Source organism: Microbacterium sp. ZW T5_45 (assembly GCF_044987415.1).
GTDB lineage: Bacteria > Actinomycetota > Actinomycetes > Actinomycetales > Microbacteriaceae > Microbacterium.
This window is the reverse complement of the sequence record NZ_JBJDRJ010000005.1, coordinates 89721-104841: the sequence shown is the minus strand read 5'-3', so window position 1 is coordinate 104841 and position 15121 is coordinate 89721. Positions and strand designations below refer to the sequence as shown.

Genomic DNA, 15121 nt, shown 5'->3' with positions numbered 1-15121 from the left:
CCCCCAGCGGGAAGGCGCGTTCGAGAGGGCGCTGCAGAGCAGCCCCCTCTAGGTAGGAGTCGAAACAGGCCGAATTGTTACGCGGATCGAATGAAAAAGGTCAACCGGTTCTTCGAAACGCCCTGTCAGCCGTGCGCGAGAACCTGCAGCCCGATGACCGCGAGGCCGAGGATCGCCTCCGCGCCGAGCGCGACGATCCGCTGATACCAGGTCAGCGGGATGCGGCGGACGGCGATCCACGCGACCACGATGAGCGAGCCGAGCAGCGCGATGGCGCTCGCGTGCAGCGCTCCGCCGACGTCCCAGACGCCGATCGCTGCGAGGCCGATGAAGAGGAACGGGAGGGCGACCGTGCCGAGAGCGCCGAAACTCGAGCTGATCGCATGCTTCAGCTCGGGTCGCGTGAACAGACTGCCGTGCACGACGATGTGCGAGATCAGGTCGGCGGTGAACACGGCCAGCAGCGTGCCCATCACCGTGACGATGAGCGTGGTGGCCGCCTCGCCGGCGGAGACGTGACCGTGCGTGGAGAGTGTGATCACGACGGCGAGCGCCGCGAAGGTGAGATAGATCCGCTCCTTGAGGTGGTCCGCGCGTGCGGAGCGTTCGGACTCGTCGACATCGGAGGCTGCCATGAGCGGTTCCTTCCCCAGGAGGCCCGGTCCGGGAGGAGACCGGGCACTCCATGCTGTCAGATCACGCCTCGGGACTCACCACCAGCGCGGTTCCCCAGGGGTCGGAGAAGCGCAGCGCGCGGCCGTCGTCGGCTGCGGAGATCCCGTGGAAGCGCAGCCGGTCGCCGAGCTCCTCGACGTCGCCGCGCGTCGGCACGACGATGCGCACGTCGCCGAGGCCGAGTGACGCCGCTCGCGGACCGGCGCCCGCGCTGTGCCAGGTGTTCATGCCGATGTGGTGGTGGTATCCACCGGCCGAGACGAACAGCGCCGAGCCCAGGTCGGCGGTGACGTCGAATCCGAGCGTGTCGACATAGAAGGCGCGCGCGGATGGGATGTCGCCGACCTGCAGGTGCACGTGGCCGATCGTCGCCGTGTCGCCGGCATGGCTCGCGCCCTCGTCGAACCACTGCTGCAGGAAGCCGTTCGGGTCGAGGGGCAGAGACCCCATCTGCACGCCGCCGCCGGGCAGCCGCTGCCATTCCGATCGCGGACGATCGTGGTACAGCTCGAGACCGTTCCCCTCGGGATCCGTGAAGTAGAACGCCTCGCTGACGAGGTGATCGGCGGACCCGGTGTAGGTCTGCGGCACCTGCTGTGCCATCGAGAGCAGCGACGAGGCGAGGCGCGGGCGATCCCGGAAGAGGATCGCCGTGTGGTAGAGCCCCGCCCCGGAGCGGTCCGCGGTGGGCAGCTCCGTCCGCTGCCGCAACGTCATGATGCGCTGCGTGCCGCGGCCCAGGGTCGCGGTGTCGCCGGACTGCTCGAGCACGTCGAGTGTCACGGCTCGGTGGTAGTACGCGGTCATGGCATCGAGATCGCGGACGAGCAGCTCGACGGTGTCCATCTGCGTCCCATCCGGGGCGGCGCCGATCGTCGCGGTGGACGCCTCGCGCCACTCATCGATGGTCGTCATCGGGTCAGCCGATCAGTGCGAAGCCGCCGGTCCACGGCGTCTTCTCGGCTGCGGCGAGCGAGATCTGGAGGAAGCCGAGGGCCTCGAGCTCACGGGCGCGCTTCAGCGACCCGGCATCCACACCGCGCAGTCCTCCGGCGGTCACGAGCGCGATGACGGCGTCCTTCGCCTGGGTGCTGTCGCCGGCGACGAGGACGGTGGTCGGCAGCGGTCCCGCGGTGCCGGTCGCGAGCGTGGCGCCGAAGTTGACGTTGAACGCCTTGACGACGGATGCTCCGGACAGCGCCTCCTGGATGATCCGGGTGGCCGAGGAGTCCGCCGGCACGACCAGGCCGTCGAAGGTCGCGAAGTCGACCGGATTGGTGACGTCGACCACGGTGCGTCCGTCGAATGCGTCGCCGTAGGCCGTGAGGACCTGGGAGATCGCGTCGTAGGGGAGGGCGAGCACGACGATGTCGCCCGTGAGCTCATCGCCGATCGTGCCGGATGCGGCGCCGAGGGGCGTCGCGACCGTCTCGGCCTTCTCGCCTTCCCGCGCGAGGATCTGCAGCTGCGCTCCCGCCTTCGCGGCGATGCCCGCGACCGCTGCGCCGATGTTCCCCGTGCCGATGATCGTGACCGTGCTCATTCCTTCTTCTCCGTCCTCGCCCTGAGGCGATGATCGAACGGCGTCGCGCCGCCCTAATTGGTTGTCGCTACAAGTAACGTACGATGGCGCCATGGTATTCCAGGTCCCGAGGATGGATGAGCGAGAGTCCCGAGCTTGGCTGGGTCTCGTGGCGGTGTCGCAGCTCCTGCCGAACGCGCTGGACTCGCAGCTGCAGCGCGACGCGGATCTCACCCACTTCGAGTTCATGGTGCTCACGGCGCTGCGCTTCGCGCCCGACTCGACGCTGCGGATGAGCGACCTCGCTGCGGCGACCGATGCGACCCTGGCCCGGCTCTCGCACGTCTGCTCCCGCCTCGAGAAGCGCGGCATGGTCGCGCGCTCGCCCTCGGCGGAGGATCGTCGGGCGACCGACGTGCGCCTCACGCCGGAGGGGCGCCGGCGTCTCGTGCATGCCGTGCCGGGGCACATCGAGAACGCTCGTCGGCTCGTGATCGACGCGCTGTCCCCGGAGCAGCTCGATGCGCTGGCCGAGATCACCTCGGTGATCCGGTCGCGTCTCAGTGGAGGCGACACCTTCGTGCTGCGGGACGAATGATGCCTCCGCGCGGAGCACCCCTCGCGATCCGGTAGACTGGTCGCACCAAGGGGAGTACTCCGCCACGGTGGTTTCGTCATTACGGATGCGTTCGCGTCCCGGCCCACCGGTCCCGCGCAGGGATGGAGAAGACTTTGGCGCTGCTTCTGCATACGCCGAACCTGGAGTCTCCATGGATATCACGCCCCTCGTCTGGATCATCACGATCGCGGTCACGATCGCCTTCTTCGTGTACGAGTTCTTCGCGCACGTGCGCACCCCGCACGAACCCACGATCGGCGAGTCCGCGCGCTGGTCGATCTTCTACATCAGCCTCGCGCTGCTCTTCGGCGTCGGGATCGGTGTCGTCTCGGGATGGACCTACGGCGGTGAGTACTTCGCCGGCTACCTCACCGAGAAGGCGCTGTCGATCGACAACCTCTTCGTCTTCCTCATCGTGATGACGGGCTTCGCCGTGCCGAAGATGTACCAGCAGAAGGTGCTGATGATCGGCATCGTGATCGCGCTGATCCTGCGAGGCATCTTCATCGCGGTCGGCGCCACTCTGATCGAGAACTTCTCGTGGGTGTTCTACCTGTTCGGCGCCCTGCTGCTCGTACTCGCGTACCGCCAGGCGTTCAGCGACCACGAGAGCGACCCCGCGAACGGCCGCTTCATGCAGTTCGTCCGCCGTCACCTCCCGGTGAGCAACGAATACAACGAGGACAGGCTGACCGTCGTCAAGAACGGCAAGCGCTTCGTCACGCCGATGCTGCTCACCATCATCGCGATCGGCTTCATCGACCTGGTGTTCGCGGTCGACTCGATCCCCGCGATCTACGGCCTCACCGACCAGGCGTACATCGTGTTCACCGCCAACGCGTTCGCGCTCATGGGGCTTCGTCAGCTCTACTTCCTCATCGGCGGACTCCTCGAGCGTCTGGTCTACCTCGCGCAGGGCCTCGCGGTGATCCTCGCCTTCATCGGAGTGAAGCTCGTCTTCCACGCCCTGCACGTCAACGAGCTGCCTTTCATCAATGGCGGCGAGCCCGTGCTGTGGGCGCCCGAGATCCCGATCTGGTTCTCGCTGCTCTTCATCGCCGCCACGATCGCCGTGGCCACGATCGCCAGCCTCGCCAAGACGCGGCGCGATCCGGCATCCCTTCCTTCCGCCACCGACACCCCTTCCGCCACCGACGCGCACAAGAAATAAGGAGCACTCCTTGGGATCCCACTGTTCTGACTCTTCGGACTCTGACAGTACGAGCGCCCGGCCCACGCCGGGCGCCCACCCCCGCACCGGGCAGGTGATCCGCTGATGGGCGACCTGCTCTGGAACATCGCCCTCGTCATCGCCTTCGTGCTGATCGGCGGCGTGTTCGCCGCGACCGAGATGGCACTGGTCACTCTGCGGGAGAGCCAGATCAACGCGATCGCGCAGCGAGGCCGTCGCGGAGCGAAGGTCGCAGGCCTCGCGCGCAACCCCAACACCTTCCTCTCCGCCGTCCAGATCGGCGTGACGGTGGCGGGCTTCGCCTCGGCCGCCTACGGCGCGACCTCGATCGCTCCGTCGGTCGCTCCACTGTTCGAGTCATGGGGTCTCGCCCCCGCGCTCTCGCTCACCATCGCCACGATCGCACTCACCCTGGTGATCGCCTACCTGTCGCTCGTGCTCGGCGAGCTCGTGCCGAAGCGGCTCGCTATCCAGCGCAACGCGCAGTTCGCCTACGCCGTGGCGCCTGCTCTGAACGGATTCGCGATCGTCATGCGGCCGGTGATCTGGTTGCTCTCGGTGTCGACGAACGCGCTCGTGCGCCTACTCGGCGGCGATCCGGACAAGACCGGCGAGGAACTCAGCGACGAGGAGGTGCGCGACATCGTCGCCTCGCATCAGGGGCTTCCCGAGGACGAGCGCCGCATCCTCGACGACGTGCTCTCGTTGCGGGGACGCCAGGTCAGCGAGGTCATGCGGCCCCGACCGGAGGTCGTCGCGTTGGATGCGACGGCGACCGTCGCCGAGGTGATGCCCCAGGTGCGGGACCTGCCGTTCTCGCGGTACCCGGTCTCGAACGCCTCGATCGACGACGTCACGGGCTTCGTGCACGTCCGCGACCTGTTCGAGGCCGCCGCGGCCGACGACACCCGTACGCTCGATGGTCTCGTCCGGTCGATCCCGTACATCCCGTCGACCGCCCGGGTGCTGCCGACCCTCACACGCATGCGCGCCGAGAACCAGCACATCGCCGTCGTGGTCGACGAATACGGCGGAACGGACGGACTGGTCACGCTGGAGGACCTCGTGGAAGAGGTCGTCGGCGAGATCTTCGACGAATACGACACCGAGGAGCTCGACGCCCCGGGGCGCGGCATCGACGGACGGCTGAACCTGCAGGACTTCGAGGAGGCGACGGGGCTGGACCTGCCACGCGGCTCGTCCGACACGATCGCAGGGTTCGTCACCGAGCAGCTCGGACGCCTCGCCGTGGTCGGCGACGCGATCGAGGTGGATGGTGCGACCATCCAGGTCGCCGAGGTCGACCGGCGTCGTATCTCCCGGGTCCGCGTGACGCCGAAGGCCGCGGTCTCCGAGGAGTGACCGTCAGGTCGCGAACCGCACACCCGTGATCTCCTCGGCGGCAGCCCACAGGGCTCCGCCGAGGAGGGGCGAGCGGACGGCATCCGTCGTCGTCACACGGGTCGGCCGGCCCTGGAACTCCAGCCAGCCGTCCGGCCCCCAGTAGTCGCCGCTCACGACATCGGCCGCCGTCGCCGCGTGGACGATCGGGAACGCGCCGTCGTCCTTGCCCTGCACCCAGGCGCGGGTGATCGATGCCATACGGCGGATGCCGGGGGCGACGCGCACCTGGCCGGAGCGCGGCGGCGTCAGCGGGTCGACGGCGTAGCCCGGATGCGCGCATACCGAGGAGCGACCGCTCTCCGACCAGCGGCGATCCAGCTCGAAGGCGAACGCCATGAGCGCCGCCTTCGAGCGGGCGTACTGCCGGAGCGATGACCCTCGCCACGGCGCGGAGAGACGCTCGGCGTCGACCGCTCCGAAGCGGTGCGCGAGCGAGCCCACCGACACCACCCTGGCCTCGGCGGCGAGCACCTGGTCGAGCTGCGCGAGCAGCGCGAAGTGCCCGAGGAAGTTCGTGCCCATCATCAGGTCGAGGCCGTCGAGCGTGCGGGCCGACCGCGTCGCCGCCTTGACGCCGGCATTGCAGATCACGACGTCGATGCGCTCGTCGAGCGCGGATGCCGCGTCGGCGATGCTCTGCAGCGAGCCGAGGTCCAGCGGCGCGACCGCGAGGTCGGCATCCGGCACCTGCGTGCGCACCGATGCGACAGCGGATGCCGCACGCTCGGCGGACCGGCACCCGAGCAGCACCCTGGCGCCGCGGGCGGCGAGCTCTTCGACGCACCAGTAGCCGATGCCGGCGTTCGCGCCGGTGACGAGGACGGTGCGGCCGCGCAGGTCGAGGAGAGTGGGCATGCCCTCAACCTACGCGGCGCGCATCAGGACACGGAGGTGCGACTCTTCACCACCCCGATCGCGGTGTCGATCACGACGAATCCCACGAGCGTCCAGCCGATGAGCGGCAGCCAGAGTCCGATCAGGGCGCTCGCCGCGACCACGGCGCCGAGACCCCACCACGGGGCGTCGCGGAGTGCGCCGCGCCGCGGTGTCGACCCGACGAGACGGCTCGGGGCGTGCGTGGGCCTCCGCTTCCACCACATCGCGTAGCCGAGCACGACCATCGTCGTGATGCCGGTCGCGATCAGCAGCAGCACGATCTGGTTGAGCGGACCGAACAGCACGCCCATGTGCAGGCTGACGCCCCAGTCCGCGAGCTTCGCTGCGAGGGGCAGGTCGGCGAAATCGATGCGATCGGTGATCTGCATGCTCGAGCCGTCGATCGCGAGTCGGTCGCCCTCGGTGGGGAAGCCCGTCTTGATCTCGCGCACCGTCCACGCCATGCCTGCCTCCGCTGGAGGCGCGATCTCGACCTGTCCGGTGTTCACGTTCGCGCGCTGCGCGATCGCGAGGACGGCGTCGAAGGTCGCCGGATTCGCCGCGCCGGTGGGCGCCGAGACCGCTCCGCGGTGGGCGGCGTGCTCGTCGACCGGAGCATCCGCCTCCTCTCCGAGGGTCGTGCGGAGCGCGGGACCCGTCCAGTCCAGCGCCGCTCGCAGGTTCGAGACATTCGCACCGGCGTACTGCGACCAGGTGATGCCCGTGGCCGAGAGGAACAGGGCGCCCAGGAGCACCCAGATCCCCACCGACGTGTGCCATCCGAACAGGCGGCGATAGCCGGTGTGCGCGCGGTTCGGACGCACGAGGTCCCGTCTCACGCGCGCCTTCCGGATGCGGACGATCCATAGGACGAGACCGGCGAGCGCGACGATGCCGAGCCACGATGCGGCGAGCTCGCTGTAGTTCCGGCCGAGGTCGCCCAGATGCAGCGTGCGGTGCAGGTTCGAGATCCAGGTTCGCAACGGCAGCGAGCCGCTCGTGCCGTAGACCGTGAGGTCGCCGCGGATCTCACCGGTCCCAGGGTCGACGAACACGGCGCGCGACTCGCTGGAGCCGAGTCCCTCCTGCGCGAACATGATCCGGCTCGTGTCGCCGGGCCCCGGGGCGGGGCGCACTGCCGCCAGCGTCGCCCCGTCTGCGCCCGGGCCCGAGTCGACGTGCTCCTCCGCGATGCGGATCTGCTCGGCGAGCGTCAGCCGCTCAGCGGTCGCCGGCGCACGCAGCTCGTGCGCGTACACGATCTGCTCGAGCGTCGGGGCGACGGCGTAGAGCGCGCCGCTGACGGCGGCGATGAGGATGAACGGACCGACGAGGATGCCGGCGAAGAAGTGCAGGCGCAGCATCAGCGCGCCGAACCAGGGGCGTCGCGTGCGGGCGGGGCGGAGCGCCGCGCCGGGCGCGGGGGAAGTGAGAGTCACGGTCGCACCTTCACGAGAGGAGGGTGTCGCCGATGAAGCCGCCCTCATCGCATCCGGGCGGGATCGCGAATACGGCGGAGCCGATCGGAGTCGTCCATTCGTTCAGCAGGTCGAGGTCGGAGAGACGCTGCTGCATCGGGACGAACTGGCGGGCGATGTCGGCCTGGAACGAGACGAACAGCAGCCCCGACTCCGAGACGCTCGCCCCGACCGGCCGCTCGTCGTAGTTGTAGGCGCGCCGGAAGATCTTCACGCCGTCGTCGCCACGGGCGCGACGGATGTGCGCGAAGTTCGCGATCACTGGGAACCCGATGCCCGTCGTCGCGTCGAAGTCCGGCTCGTCGAACTCATCGGTGCCGGTGAGCGGTGCGCCGTTCGACAGCGTTCGTCCGACCGAGGCCTCGCGTCCGCTGCGATCGAGCTCGTCCCACTTGTCGAGATCCATCCGAATGCGGCGCAGCACGAAGCCGGTGCCTCCGGCCAGCCACCCGTCATCCGACCAGACGACCTCGTCGAACTCGGTCGTACCCGGCTCCGGGTTCGCCGTACCGTCGACCTGCCCGAAGAGGTTCCGCATGGTCGTCCCCGGTCGCTCGGTGCCGTGGGCCCGGCGGAAGCCGCTCTGACTCCATCGCAGCGAGGCGAAGCTGCGCGAGTCCTTCAACAGCATCCGCGCCGCGTGCGAGACGGTCAGCGGATCGTCGCCGGCGATCTGCAGCAGCAGGTCGCCGTCGCTGAACTCCGGCTGCAGCCGGTCGATTCCGAAGGCCGGAAGGGGAACGAGCCACGATGGCGCCTGCCTTCCTGTGCGGGCGACCAGTCCGGGGCCGAAGCCGAAGGTCACGGTCAGCCGGGCGGGTGAGAGGGCGAGCTCGGGTTCGGAGTCCGCGAGTGCGGCGCGACCCTGCGTGAGTCGGGCCGCGTCGTCGGTGAGGATACGCAGCAGACGGGTCAGGCCCTCGCGGTCCGTGGTCTCGAGCAGGTCGAGCGCGAGGAACGTGCCGTGCGCCTGCGCGGCGGTGTCGATGCCGGCCTGGTGCGCGCCGAAGAACGGCACCACCTCCTCCCCGTTCATCGGCTCGGCGGGTGCGGGGGACGCGGCGTTGTGCCGGTTCAGGGCGTAGTCGACTCCGATCGCTGCAGCCGCGCCGACACCGGCGACAGCTCCTCCCAGGAGGAACTGTCGCCGAGTCGACCCGGAGCGATCGGAGCGCGCACCCTCGGTGCGCGCGGCCATCAGTGGTCCATGCCCTCGTGCTCGTCGCCGCCCTCGTAGTTCTCGTTGGCGCCCGAGTAGTCCTTCACCGGTGCGGTGAAGGTGTACGTCGAGTCGTCGGAGAACGTGAGCGTGACGTCGACCTCGTCGCCTGCCGCAAGGGGGCCGGCGAGATCCATGAGCATGATGTGGTTCGCGCCGGGCTCGAGCAGCAGGTCACCGCCGGCGGGGATCGAGAACCCGCCCTCGATCTCGCGCATGACCATCTCGCCCGACTCGTTCTCGACCGTCTCGTGCAGCTCGACCATGCCGGCTGCATCCGTCGTCGCCGACACGATCGTCACGTCGCCAGCGCCGCTGTTGTCGAGCGTGCCGAACGCCGCTGACATGCTCTCGTCGGTCGCCTTGACCCAGGCATCGGTGATGGTCACCGTGTCGCCCGCCGGGGCGGCATCCGGCGACGAAGGGGTGGTCGCCGTCGAGCATCCGGTGAGTGCCAGCATCGCCACTGCGGCGATCGCGGCGAAGCGGGGGAGTGCGATGTTCTTGTTCATGGTGATGTCTTTCACAGTTCGTCCGCGTCGTCGCCCTGTGCGGGCTCAGCGGGTGCCGTCCTCGGACGACGGAGGATTCGGAAGAGGACGAGGGCGATGACGGCGACTGCCGCGCCCGCGCCGCCGACGAGCAGCGCACGCAGTGCCCCGTCGGTCTCAGAGTTCTCTGTGGTCTGATCGGGTCCGCTCGCAGGAGCATCCGTCGCCGTGTGCGTGGGCTGCGCGCTCGCCGTGTACGGCTCCGCATCGCCGATCGTGAACGGCACGGTACCCGCGATGGGGTGTCCGTCCTCCGACACGACCTGCCAGCGCACCTGGTAGCCGGCATCCGGCATCCCGGGTTCGACGCCGATCGTCACGGTGTTGCCGCGCACCTCGGCGTCGCCGGCCCAGTCGTGACCGGCCTCATCGACGATGAGAACCACGGTGCCTTCGGCGGACGCACCTTCGCCGGTGTCGCCGAGGTCACCGGTGTCGCCGAGCACGAGCAGTTCGCCGGAGAAGACGAGCTGGATCGTCTCAGGGGCCGATTCCAACCGCTGATCGGCCTCGGGCGTGCTGGAGATGAGGGAGTCGTGGGCGGATGCCGGGGCAGCCGTCGCGAGGATCGCGACCGCGGCCACCGCCAACCCGACCGCGAATCTGCGGACAGGGGACATGGAAGATACCTCTCGTCAGGCGCCATCGGTCGGCGCCGTGCGTGCGAACGGGCGCGCGGCCGCGGCGGACGCCGGGCGCATGCGCGCAGGAGCGCCGACCGGACGCGGCGTCCGGCGGCGTGGATCAGACCGTTGCGAGGAGAGGAGGCGCCCGCCCGCGCAGGGGTGCGAGCAGGAGCGCGCTGCGCAGCACCGTGACGGTGAACGTCGGGGCGACAGCGGGCGAGGGAAGAGCGGGGAGGGCCGTGACGACGTTCACACGACGACGGAGCCAGCGGATGCTGCGCTGGGCGAGGTCGCGCAAGCCGAGAAGCAGGCGCTCGCCGCGGTGCAGCGCGACGATGGTGATGAGCGCGGCGAGGGCGTGACCGAACCACATCATGCCCCCGGCGGCGATCGCCTCGACGACCCCGGAGGAATCGGACATCATGATGTGCGTTCCGTGCTGGTGCCCGGTCATCGCGACGGTGGGCGTGATCGCGCCGAGCACGAAGAGCACGTGGAAGAGGAACTGGCTGACCATGACCGATGCCGAGAGCCGGACGACCGAGAGCCGGCGTCCCGCGAGCAGCACGCACACCATGAAGGACAGCACCCACGGCACGACGATCCCGAGCATCCCGGGCATCAGACCGCCCGAGGTGACGTGACCCGCGAGCGCCGTGAAGATCGCGACGCTCGACGCGGCGAACCCGCGCAGGACGGCGGGCCTTCTGGTCGGGTGCACGAGTCCATTCTGTCAGGCGGCGGCGGGGCCCCGCCTTCCTCGGGGCATCTGCGCCGCGTCCTGTCCGGCTTCGCGTCATTCTTCGCACTGTCCCGAGTCGTGATGGATGAAAGCGAAGTCAATCCCCTCGTTCGCCGTCGCGCGGGTCGAGAGGATGCTGTCGCGGGAGTCGCCAGCAGTGGTGACTCCCGGTGGTGTCCGCTCTGCCGGGCCGCCCGGAAGGGGCCTCTCGGGGCCCCTTCCGTCACACCGGAGCCGATCCGCGAGTCGCATCGACGACCTCCTGTTCGCCATTCCCGCCTGAGCGTCACATGCCCGACATACGGCGCTCTTAGGGTGGACGGATGATCACGAACGAGAGCGTCCGCGTCGAGCGGGTCGAGTGGGAGCATCCCGATGCCGTCGCGCTGCGCGCGGCGCAGCGGGCGGAGCTCGACGCGCGCTACGGCAGCGACGACCACGAACCGGGGATCGCCCCCACGGCGGATGACGTCCCGGTCTTCCTCGTCGCCTGGAACGCCGGCGGCGCGCCGATCGTGTGCGGGGGACTCCGCCCGCTTCCGGATGCCGTCCTCGGCGGGCACACCGCGGAGATCAAGCGCATGTATGCGGCACCGGTTGCGCGAGGAACCGGTGCGGCCACGGCGCTGCTCCGCGCCCTCGAACGCGAGGCCGCCGCCCTCGGCGTCCGGCGGCTCGTGCTCGAGACCGGCACGGAGCAGCCCGATGCGGTGCGGTTCTACGAGCGCGAGGGGTATTCGCCGATCCCGCTCTTCGGGCACTACGTCGGCAGTGATCTCTCCCTCTGCTTCGCGCGCGACCTGGATGTCGCACCCGGCGCGTAGAGTCGGCGCATGTCCTCCTTCGGCACGCTCGAGACGCCCATCGGAATGATCGGCGTGGCGAGTTCGGGGTCGGCGGTGACGAGGATCACCTGGGATGTCGATTCGATGCCTCCCGGCGGGACGGATGCCGTGCTCGCGCAGGCGCTCGCCGAGTTGGGCGGGTACTTCGACGGTGTGCTCTCGGCGTTCGACGTCCCGTTCGACCTCGGGGTGCAGACCGCCGCGACCGGCGCAGTGCTTCGAGCGCTCTTCGACTCCGTGCGATCCGGAGAGACCGTCACCTACGGAGACCTCGCTGCACGCAGCGGGACGAGCATCCCCGCGCGCGGGATCGGAGCGATCATGGGCGCCAACCCCGTGCCGCTCATCGTTCCGTGCCACCGGGTCGTCGCCGGCGACGGGCTGGGCGGCTACTCGGGCGGGCGACCGGGGGAGGGGCTGCAGACCAAGCGCTGGCTGCTCGAGCACGAGGGTGCTCTGCCGACCTCCCTGTTCTGACTCGCATGTTCGGGCCTGTCTGTTCGGGCCTGTCTGTTCGGGCCTGTCTGTTCGGGCCTGTCTGTTCGCGTCTCTCTGTTCGGAGGAGGACGACTACCCTGTCAGCAGGGAGCAGACGCCAGGGGGGACGATGCGCAGACGAGCCTTGCCGACGACAGCGGTGATCCTGATCGGGGTCCTCGCGCTCACCGGGTGCATGCCGCAGGTCCGCGGCGACGCCGAGCGCTACGAGAAGATCCTCGCGGACGTCCCCGGAGTGATCGACGTCTCGATGACGGTGTCCACGCCGTTGCCGTTCACGGTCCAGGCCTCCGTCGACGCGGTCGTGCCGGCCGACCAGGACGTGGTCGACGCCCTGGTCGACGCCGCGTGCGGGGCACGCCCGAGCGCGACGATCCACCTCGACCTCGTCGTGCGCGCCGATTCCGTCGACGTGGGGTCGAGCGTCGGCGGAGCGTGCCCCGAGATCGAGCAGGATCTCGTGGGCATCGCGTCGAGCATCCGCGATCTCGATCTCTCCTCTGCGGTCGCGGTCGAGCTCGCCGAGCGAGGGGATGACCTGATCGCCGTCGAGTTCGGCGACGACGTTCTTCTCGGAGCCGAGATCCTCGATGCCGCGGATGCGGTGGTCACGCGCCTGGACGCCCCCACGGCATCGGTCGACTCTCCGACCCTGCAGCTGCCGGCCGAGCCCACGGAGACCGTCGTGCAGCGCATCGCCGACCTGCGGACGATCGACCAGTCGGTCCCGATCGCGGGAGCGACCCTGATCGGCGACGGTCTGGTGCTGTCGCTCGACGAGGCCGACGACGAGGCAGGCGCCGACGCCGACACCACGGCCGAGGTGGAGTCGCAGTTGCGCGATCTCCCATCCGGGCTGTGGACGGATCTCGACATCGAGATCACGGATGGAGTCGGTGCGATTCTCGGCGGTGCGTCGACGGGCGCAGGGCCAGCGGGAGTTCGTCTCGTCACGTGGATCTCCGAGGAGCTGGGGCTGTTCGCGGTCGCGACCGGCAGCGTCGTCGATGTCCAGGTCGACGACGTCCAGACGATCACCGTCGCCTCCGAGCAGATCGCCGCGCACAATCCCGACGGCGTCCGGGTGACCTTCTCGATCTTCACCGAGCCCAGCTTCTCGGTGAGCCCGCAGGACGAGACCGTGCTGAGCCCCCACGACAACCCCTACCCCGAGTGGGTCGGCTGGTGGCAGGAGCTCGCGGACACGGGAGAGGTCGGTTCGGTGGAGGTCGGACGCGAGGGCCTCAGCGTGTGGCTCCGTTCGGACCTCATCCTGGATGAGGACGCCAAGGCCCGTGTCGACGCGGTCGTCTCGCGCATCGCACGAGACGCAGGTCTGGACTGGTATCGGGTCAACAACCGCACGACAGCCCTCTGACGGCATCCGTCGTGCGTCACTGGCGTCCGCGCACCTGCGAGAATGGGAGTCCCGCGCCGATTCCGATCTGAGGAGCCCCCGTGCAGTACATCTCGACCCGAGGCGGCATGCAGCCGCTGCCGTACTGCGACACCCTGCTCGAAGGCCTCGCGACCGACGGCGGTCTCGCCGTGCCCGAGACCATGCCCGTGGTCGATGGCGACACCCTCGAGCGCTGGCGCGCCCTGACCTACCCGCAGCTCGCGACCGAGGTGCTGGGTCTGTTCGCGACCGACATCCCCCGCGAGGATCTCGCGCGGATGACCGCTGCGGCATACGAGCCGTTCCCCGAAGAGGTCGTGCCGCTGCGCGACATCGACGGCGACCTCACACTCGTCGGTCTCTCCGAGGGGCCGACGCTGGCGTTCAAGGACATGGCGATGCAGTTCCTCGGCCAGGTCGTCGAGTACGCGCTCGAGCGCAAGGGCTCGGTGCTGAACATCCTCGGCGCGACCTCCGGCGACACCGGATCCGCCGCCGAGCACGCCCTCCGCGGCAAGGAGCGCATCTCGGTCTTCATGCTGTCGCCGCAGGGGCGGATGAGCCCCTTCCAGCGAGCGCAGATGTTCTCGCTCGACGACGAGAACATCCACAACATCGCGATCGACGGCGTCTTCGACGACTGCCAGAACCTCGTCAAGGATCTCGCAGGAGACCTCGACTTCAAGCGCACCCAGCACCTGGGCGCGGTGAACTCGATCAACCTCGCGCGCATCACCGCGCAGGTCGTCTATTACTTCTGGGCCTGGCTGCGCGCGACCGATGCGGGTGGGTGGACCGAGCTGTCGTTCACGGTGCCCTCCGGCAACTTCGGCAACATCCTCTCCGGCTTCTACGCCAAGCAGATGGGCCTGCCGATCCGCCGGCTCGTGCTCGCGGCGAACGAGAACAACGTGCTCGACGAGTTCTTCCGCACGGGGATCTACCGTCCGCGCAGCGCGGCACAGACGCTCGCCACCTCGAGCCCCTCGATGGACATCTCCAAGGCGTCGAACCTCGAGCGCTTCATCTTCGAGCTGGTCGGCCGTGACCCCGAGCGAGTGCTCGCGGCCTGGCGCGACCTCGACGAGCAGGGCCACGTCGACTTCACCGCCGAGCTGCCCCGTTTCCAGGAGGAGTTCGGCATCGTCAGCGGCACTTCGACCCACGCCGACCGGCTGGCGACGATCCGCGCCGTGTTCGAGGAGTCGGAGGAGGTCATCGATCCGCACACCGCCGACGGCGTGAAGGTCGCCCGCGAGTACGTCGAGCCGGGAGTGCCGATGCTCGTGCTCGAGACCGCGAAGCCGGAGAAGTTCGCCGAGACAATCCGCGAGGCCATCGGCGTCGAGCTCGACTACTCCAGCGACCTCCGCGCGATGCTCGAGGCTCCGCAGCACGTCACCGAGATGGCCGACGACCAGGCGGCGCTGCGCGCCTTCATCGAGGCGCACGCCCTGCGCTGATCCCGCGGTCCG

At 69.3% G+C, this 15121-nt stretch carries 16 protein-coding genes; 7 read left to right on the top strand and 9 right to left on the bottom strand.

Going from position 1 to position 15121, the window contains the following annotated elements; genetic code table 11:
- Window positions 1-125: 125 nt before the first annotated feature.
- The 3 genes from ACI3KS_RS03900 to ACI3KS_RS03890 all read right to left on the bottom strand — a co-directional run bounded on the left by ACI3KS_RS03900 (window position 126) and on the right by ACI3KS_RS03890 (window position 2218).
- The gene (locus tag ACI3KS_RS03900; protein WP_404915405.1) at window positions 126-635 is read right to left on the bottom strand and encodes a hypothetical protein; all 510 of its coding nucleotides are present in this window, start codon (window positions 633-635) and stop codon (window positions 126-128) included.
- A gap of 61 nt (window positions 636-696) precedes the next feature.
- The gene (locus ACI3KS_RS03895; protein ID WP_404915403.1) at window positions 697-1590 is read right to left on the bottom strand and encodes a VOC family protein; all 894 of its coding nucleotides are present in this window, start codon (window positions 1588-1590) and stop codon (window positions 697-699) included.
- A 4-nt stretch (window positions 1591-1594) separates the two neighbouring features.
- Entirely contained in the window at window positions 1595-2218 is a 624-nt protein-coding gene (locus ACI3KS_RS03890) for an NADPH-dependent F420 reductase (protein WP_404915401.1), read from the bottom strand.
- Window positions 2219-2309: 91 nt separating this feature from the next.
- Between ACI3KS_RS03890 and ACI3KS_RS03885 the strand changes: the two genes are divergently transcribed.
- From ACI3KS_RS03885 to ACI3KS_RS03875, 3 genes are all read left to right on the top strand, one after another.
- Complete coding sequence (locus tag ACI3KS_RS03885; RefSeq protein WP_404915399.1) at window positions 2310-2795, top strand: MarR family winged helix-turn-helix transcriptional regulator; 486 nt, start codon at window positions 2310-2312, stop codon at window positions 2793-2795.
- Window positions 2796-2967: 172 nt separating this feature from the next.
- Window positions 2968-3987 carry a TerC family protein gene (locus tag ACI3KS_RS03880; RefSeq protein ID WP_404915397.1) on the top strand — a complete coding sequence of 340 codons (1020 nt, stop codon included), beginning with the start codon at window positions 2968-2970 and terminating at the stop codon, window positions 3985-3987.
- 105 nt (window positions 3988-4092) lie between these two features.
- Window positions 4093-5370 (top strand): hemolysin family protein, encoded by a 1278-nt coding sequence (locus ACI3KS_RS03875; protein WP_404915395.1) that lies wholly within the window; start codon window positions 4093-4095, stop codon window positions 5368-5370.
- A 3-nt stretch (window positions 5371-5373) separates the two neighbouring features.
- Here ACI3KS_RS03875 and ACI3KS_RS03870 read toward each other — a convergent pair whose 3' ends face one another.
- The 6 genes from ACI3KS_RS03870 to ACI3KS_RS03845 form a co-directional block, all read right to left on the bottom strand.
- Window positions 5374-6267, bottom strand: a complete 894-nt coding sequence (locus ACI3KS_RS03870) for an SDR family NAD(P)-dependent oxidoreductase (RefSeq protein ID WP_404915393.1) — start codon at window positions 6265-6267, stop codon at window positions 5374-5376.
- Between the two features lie 23 nt (window positions 6268-6290).
- Window positions 6291-7775 carry a PepSY-associated TM helix domain-containing protein gene (locus ACI3KS_RS03865; protein ID WP_404915391.1) on the bottom strand — a complete coding sequence of 495 codons (1485 nt, stop codon included), beginning with the start codon at window positions 7773-7775 and terminating at the stop codon, window positions 6291-6293.
- The gene (locus ACI3KS_RS03860; RefSeq protein ID WP_404915389.1) at window positions 7738-8964 is read right to left on the bottom strand and encodes a Dyp-type peroxidase; all 1227 of its coding nucleotides are present in this window, start codon (window positions 8962-8964) and stop codon (window positions 7738-7740) included. Before ACI3KS_RS03860 ends, ACI3KS_RS03865 begins: the two co-directional genes overlap by 38 nt.
- Window positions 8964-9497, bottom strand: a complete 534-nt coding sequence (locus tag ACI3KS_RS03855) for a copper chaperone PCu(A)C (RefSeq protein ID WP_404915387.1) — start codon at window positions 9495-9497, stop codon at window positions 8964-8966. Before ACI3KS_RS03855 ends, ACI3KS_RS03860 begins: the two co-directional genes overlap by 1 nt.
- Window positions 9498-9508: 11 nt before the next feature.
- A complete protein-coding gene (locus tag ACI3KS_RS03850; protein ID WP_404915385.1) occupies window positions 9509-10156 on the bottom strand; it encodes a copper resistance protein CopC in 648 nt (215 codons plus the stop codon).
- A 124-nt stretch (window positions 10157-10280) separates the two neighbouring features.
- Window positions 10281-10883, bottom strand: a complete 603-nt coding sequence (locus ACI3KS_RS03845; protein WP_404915383.1) for a hypothetical protein — start codon at window positions 10881-10883, stop codon at window positions 10281-10283.
- A gap of 344 nt (window positions 10884-11227) precedes the next feature.
- On the opposite strand from ACI3KS_RS03845, the gene ACI3KS_RS03840 reads away from it, so the two are divergent.
- The 4 genes from ACI3KS_RS03840 to thrC all read left to right on the top strand — a co-directional run bounded on the left by ACI3KS_RS03840 (window position 11228) and on the right by thrC (window position 15109).
- A complete protein-coding gene (locus ACI3KS_RS03840) occupies window positions 11228-11728 on the top strand; it encodes a GNAT family N-acetyltransferase (protein ID WP_404915381.1) in 501 nt (166 codons plus the stop codon).
- A gap of 9 nt (window positions 11729-11737) precedes the next feature.
- Complete coding sequence (locus tag ACI3KS_RS03835; protein ID WP_404915379.1) at window positions 11738-12226, top strand: methylated-DNA--[protein]-cysteine S-methyltransferase; 489 nt, start codon at window positions 11738-11740, stop codon at window positions 12224-12226.
- A gap of 130 nt (window positions 12227-12356) precedes the next feature.
- Window positions 12357-13625 carry a hypothetical protein gene (locus ACI3KS_RS03830; RefSeq protein ID WP_404915377.1) on the top strand — a complete coding sequence of 423 codons (1269 nt, stop codon included), beginning with the start codon at window positions 12357-12359 and terminating at the stop codon, window positions 13623-13625.
- A gap of 80 nt (window positions 13626-13705) precedes the next feature.
- Complete coding sequence (thrC, locus tag ACI3KS_RS03825; protein WP_404915375.1) at window positions 13706-15109, top strand: threonine synthase; 1404 nt, start codon at window positions 13706-13708, stop codon at window positions 15107-15109.
- The last annotated feature ends 12 nt before the right edge of the window (window positions 15110-15121 follow it).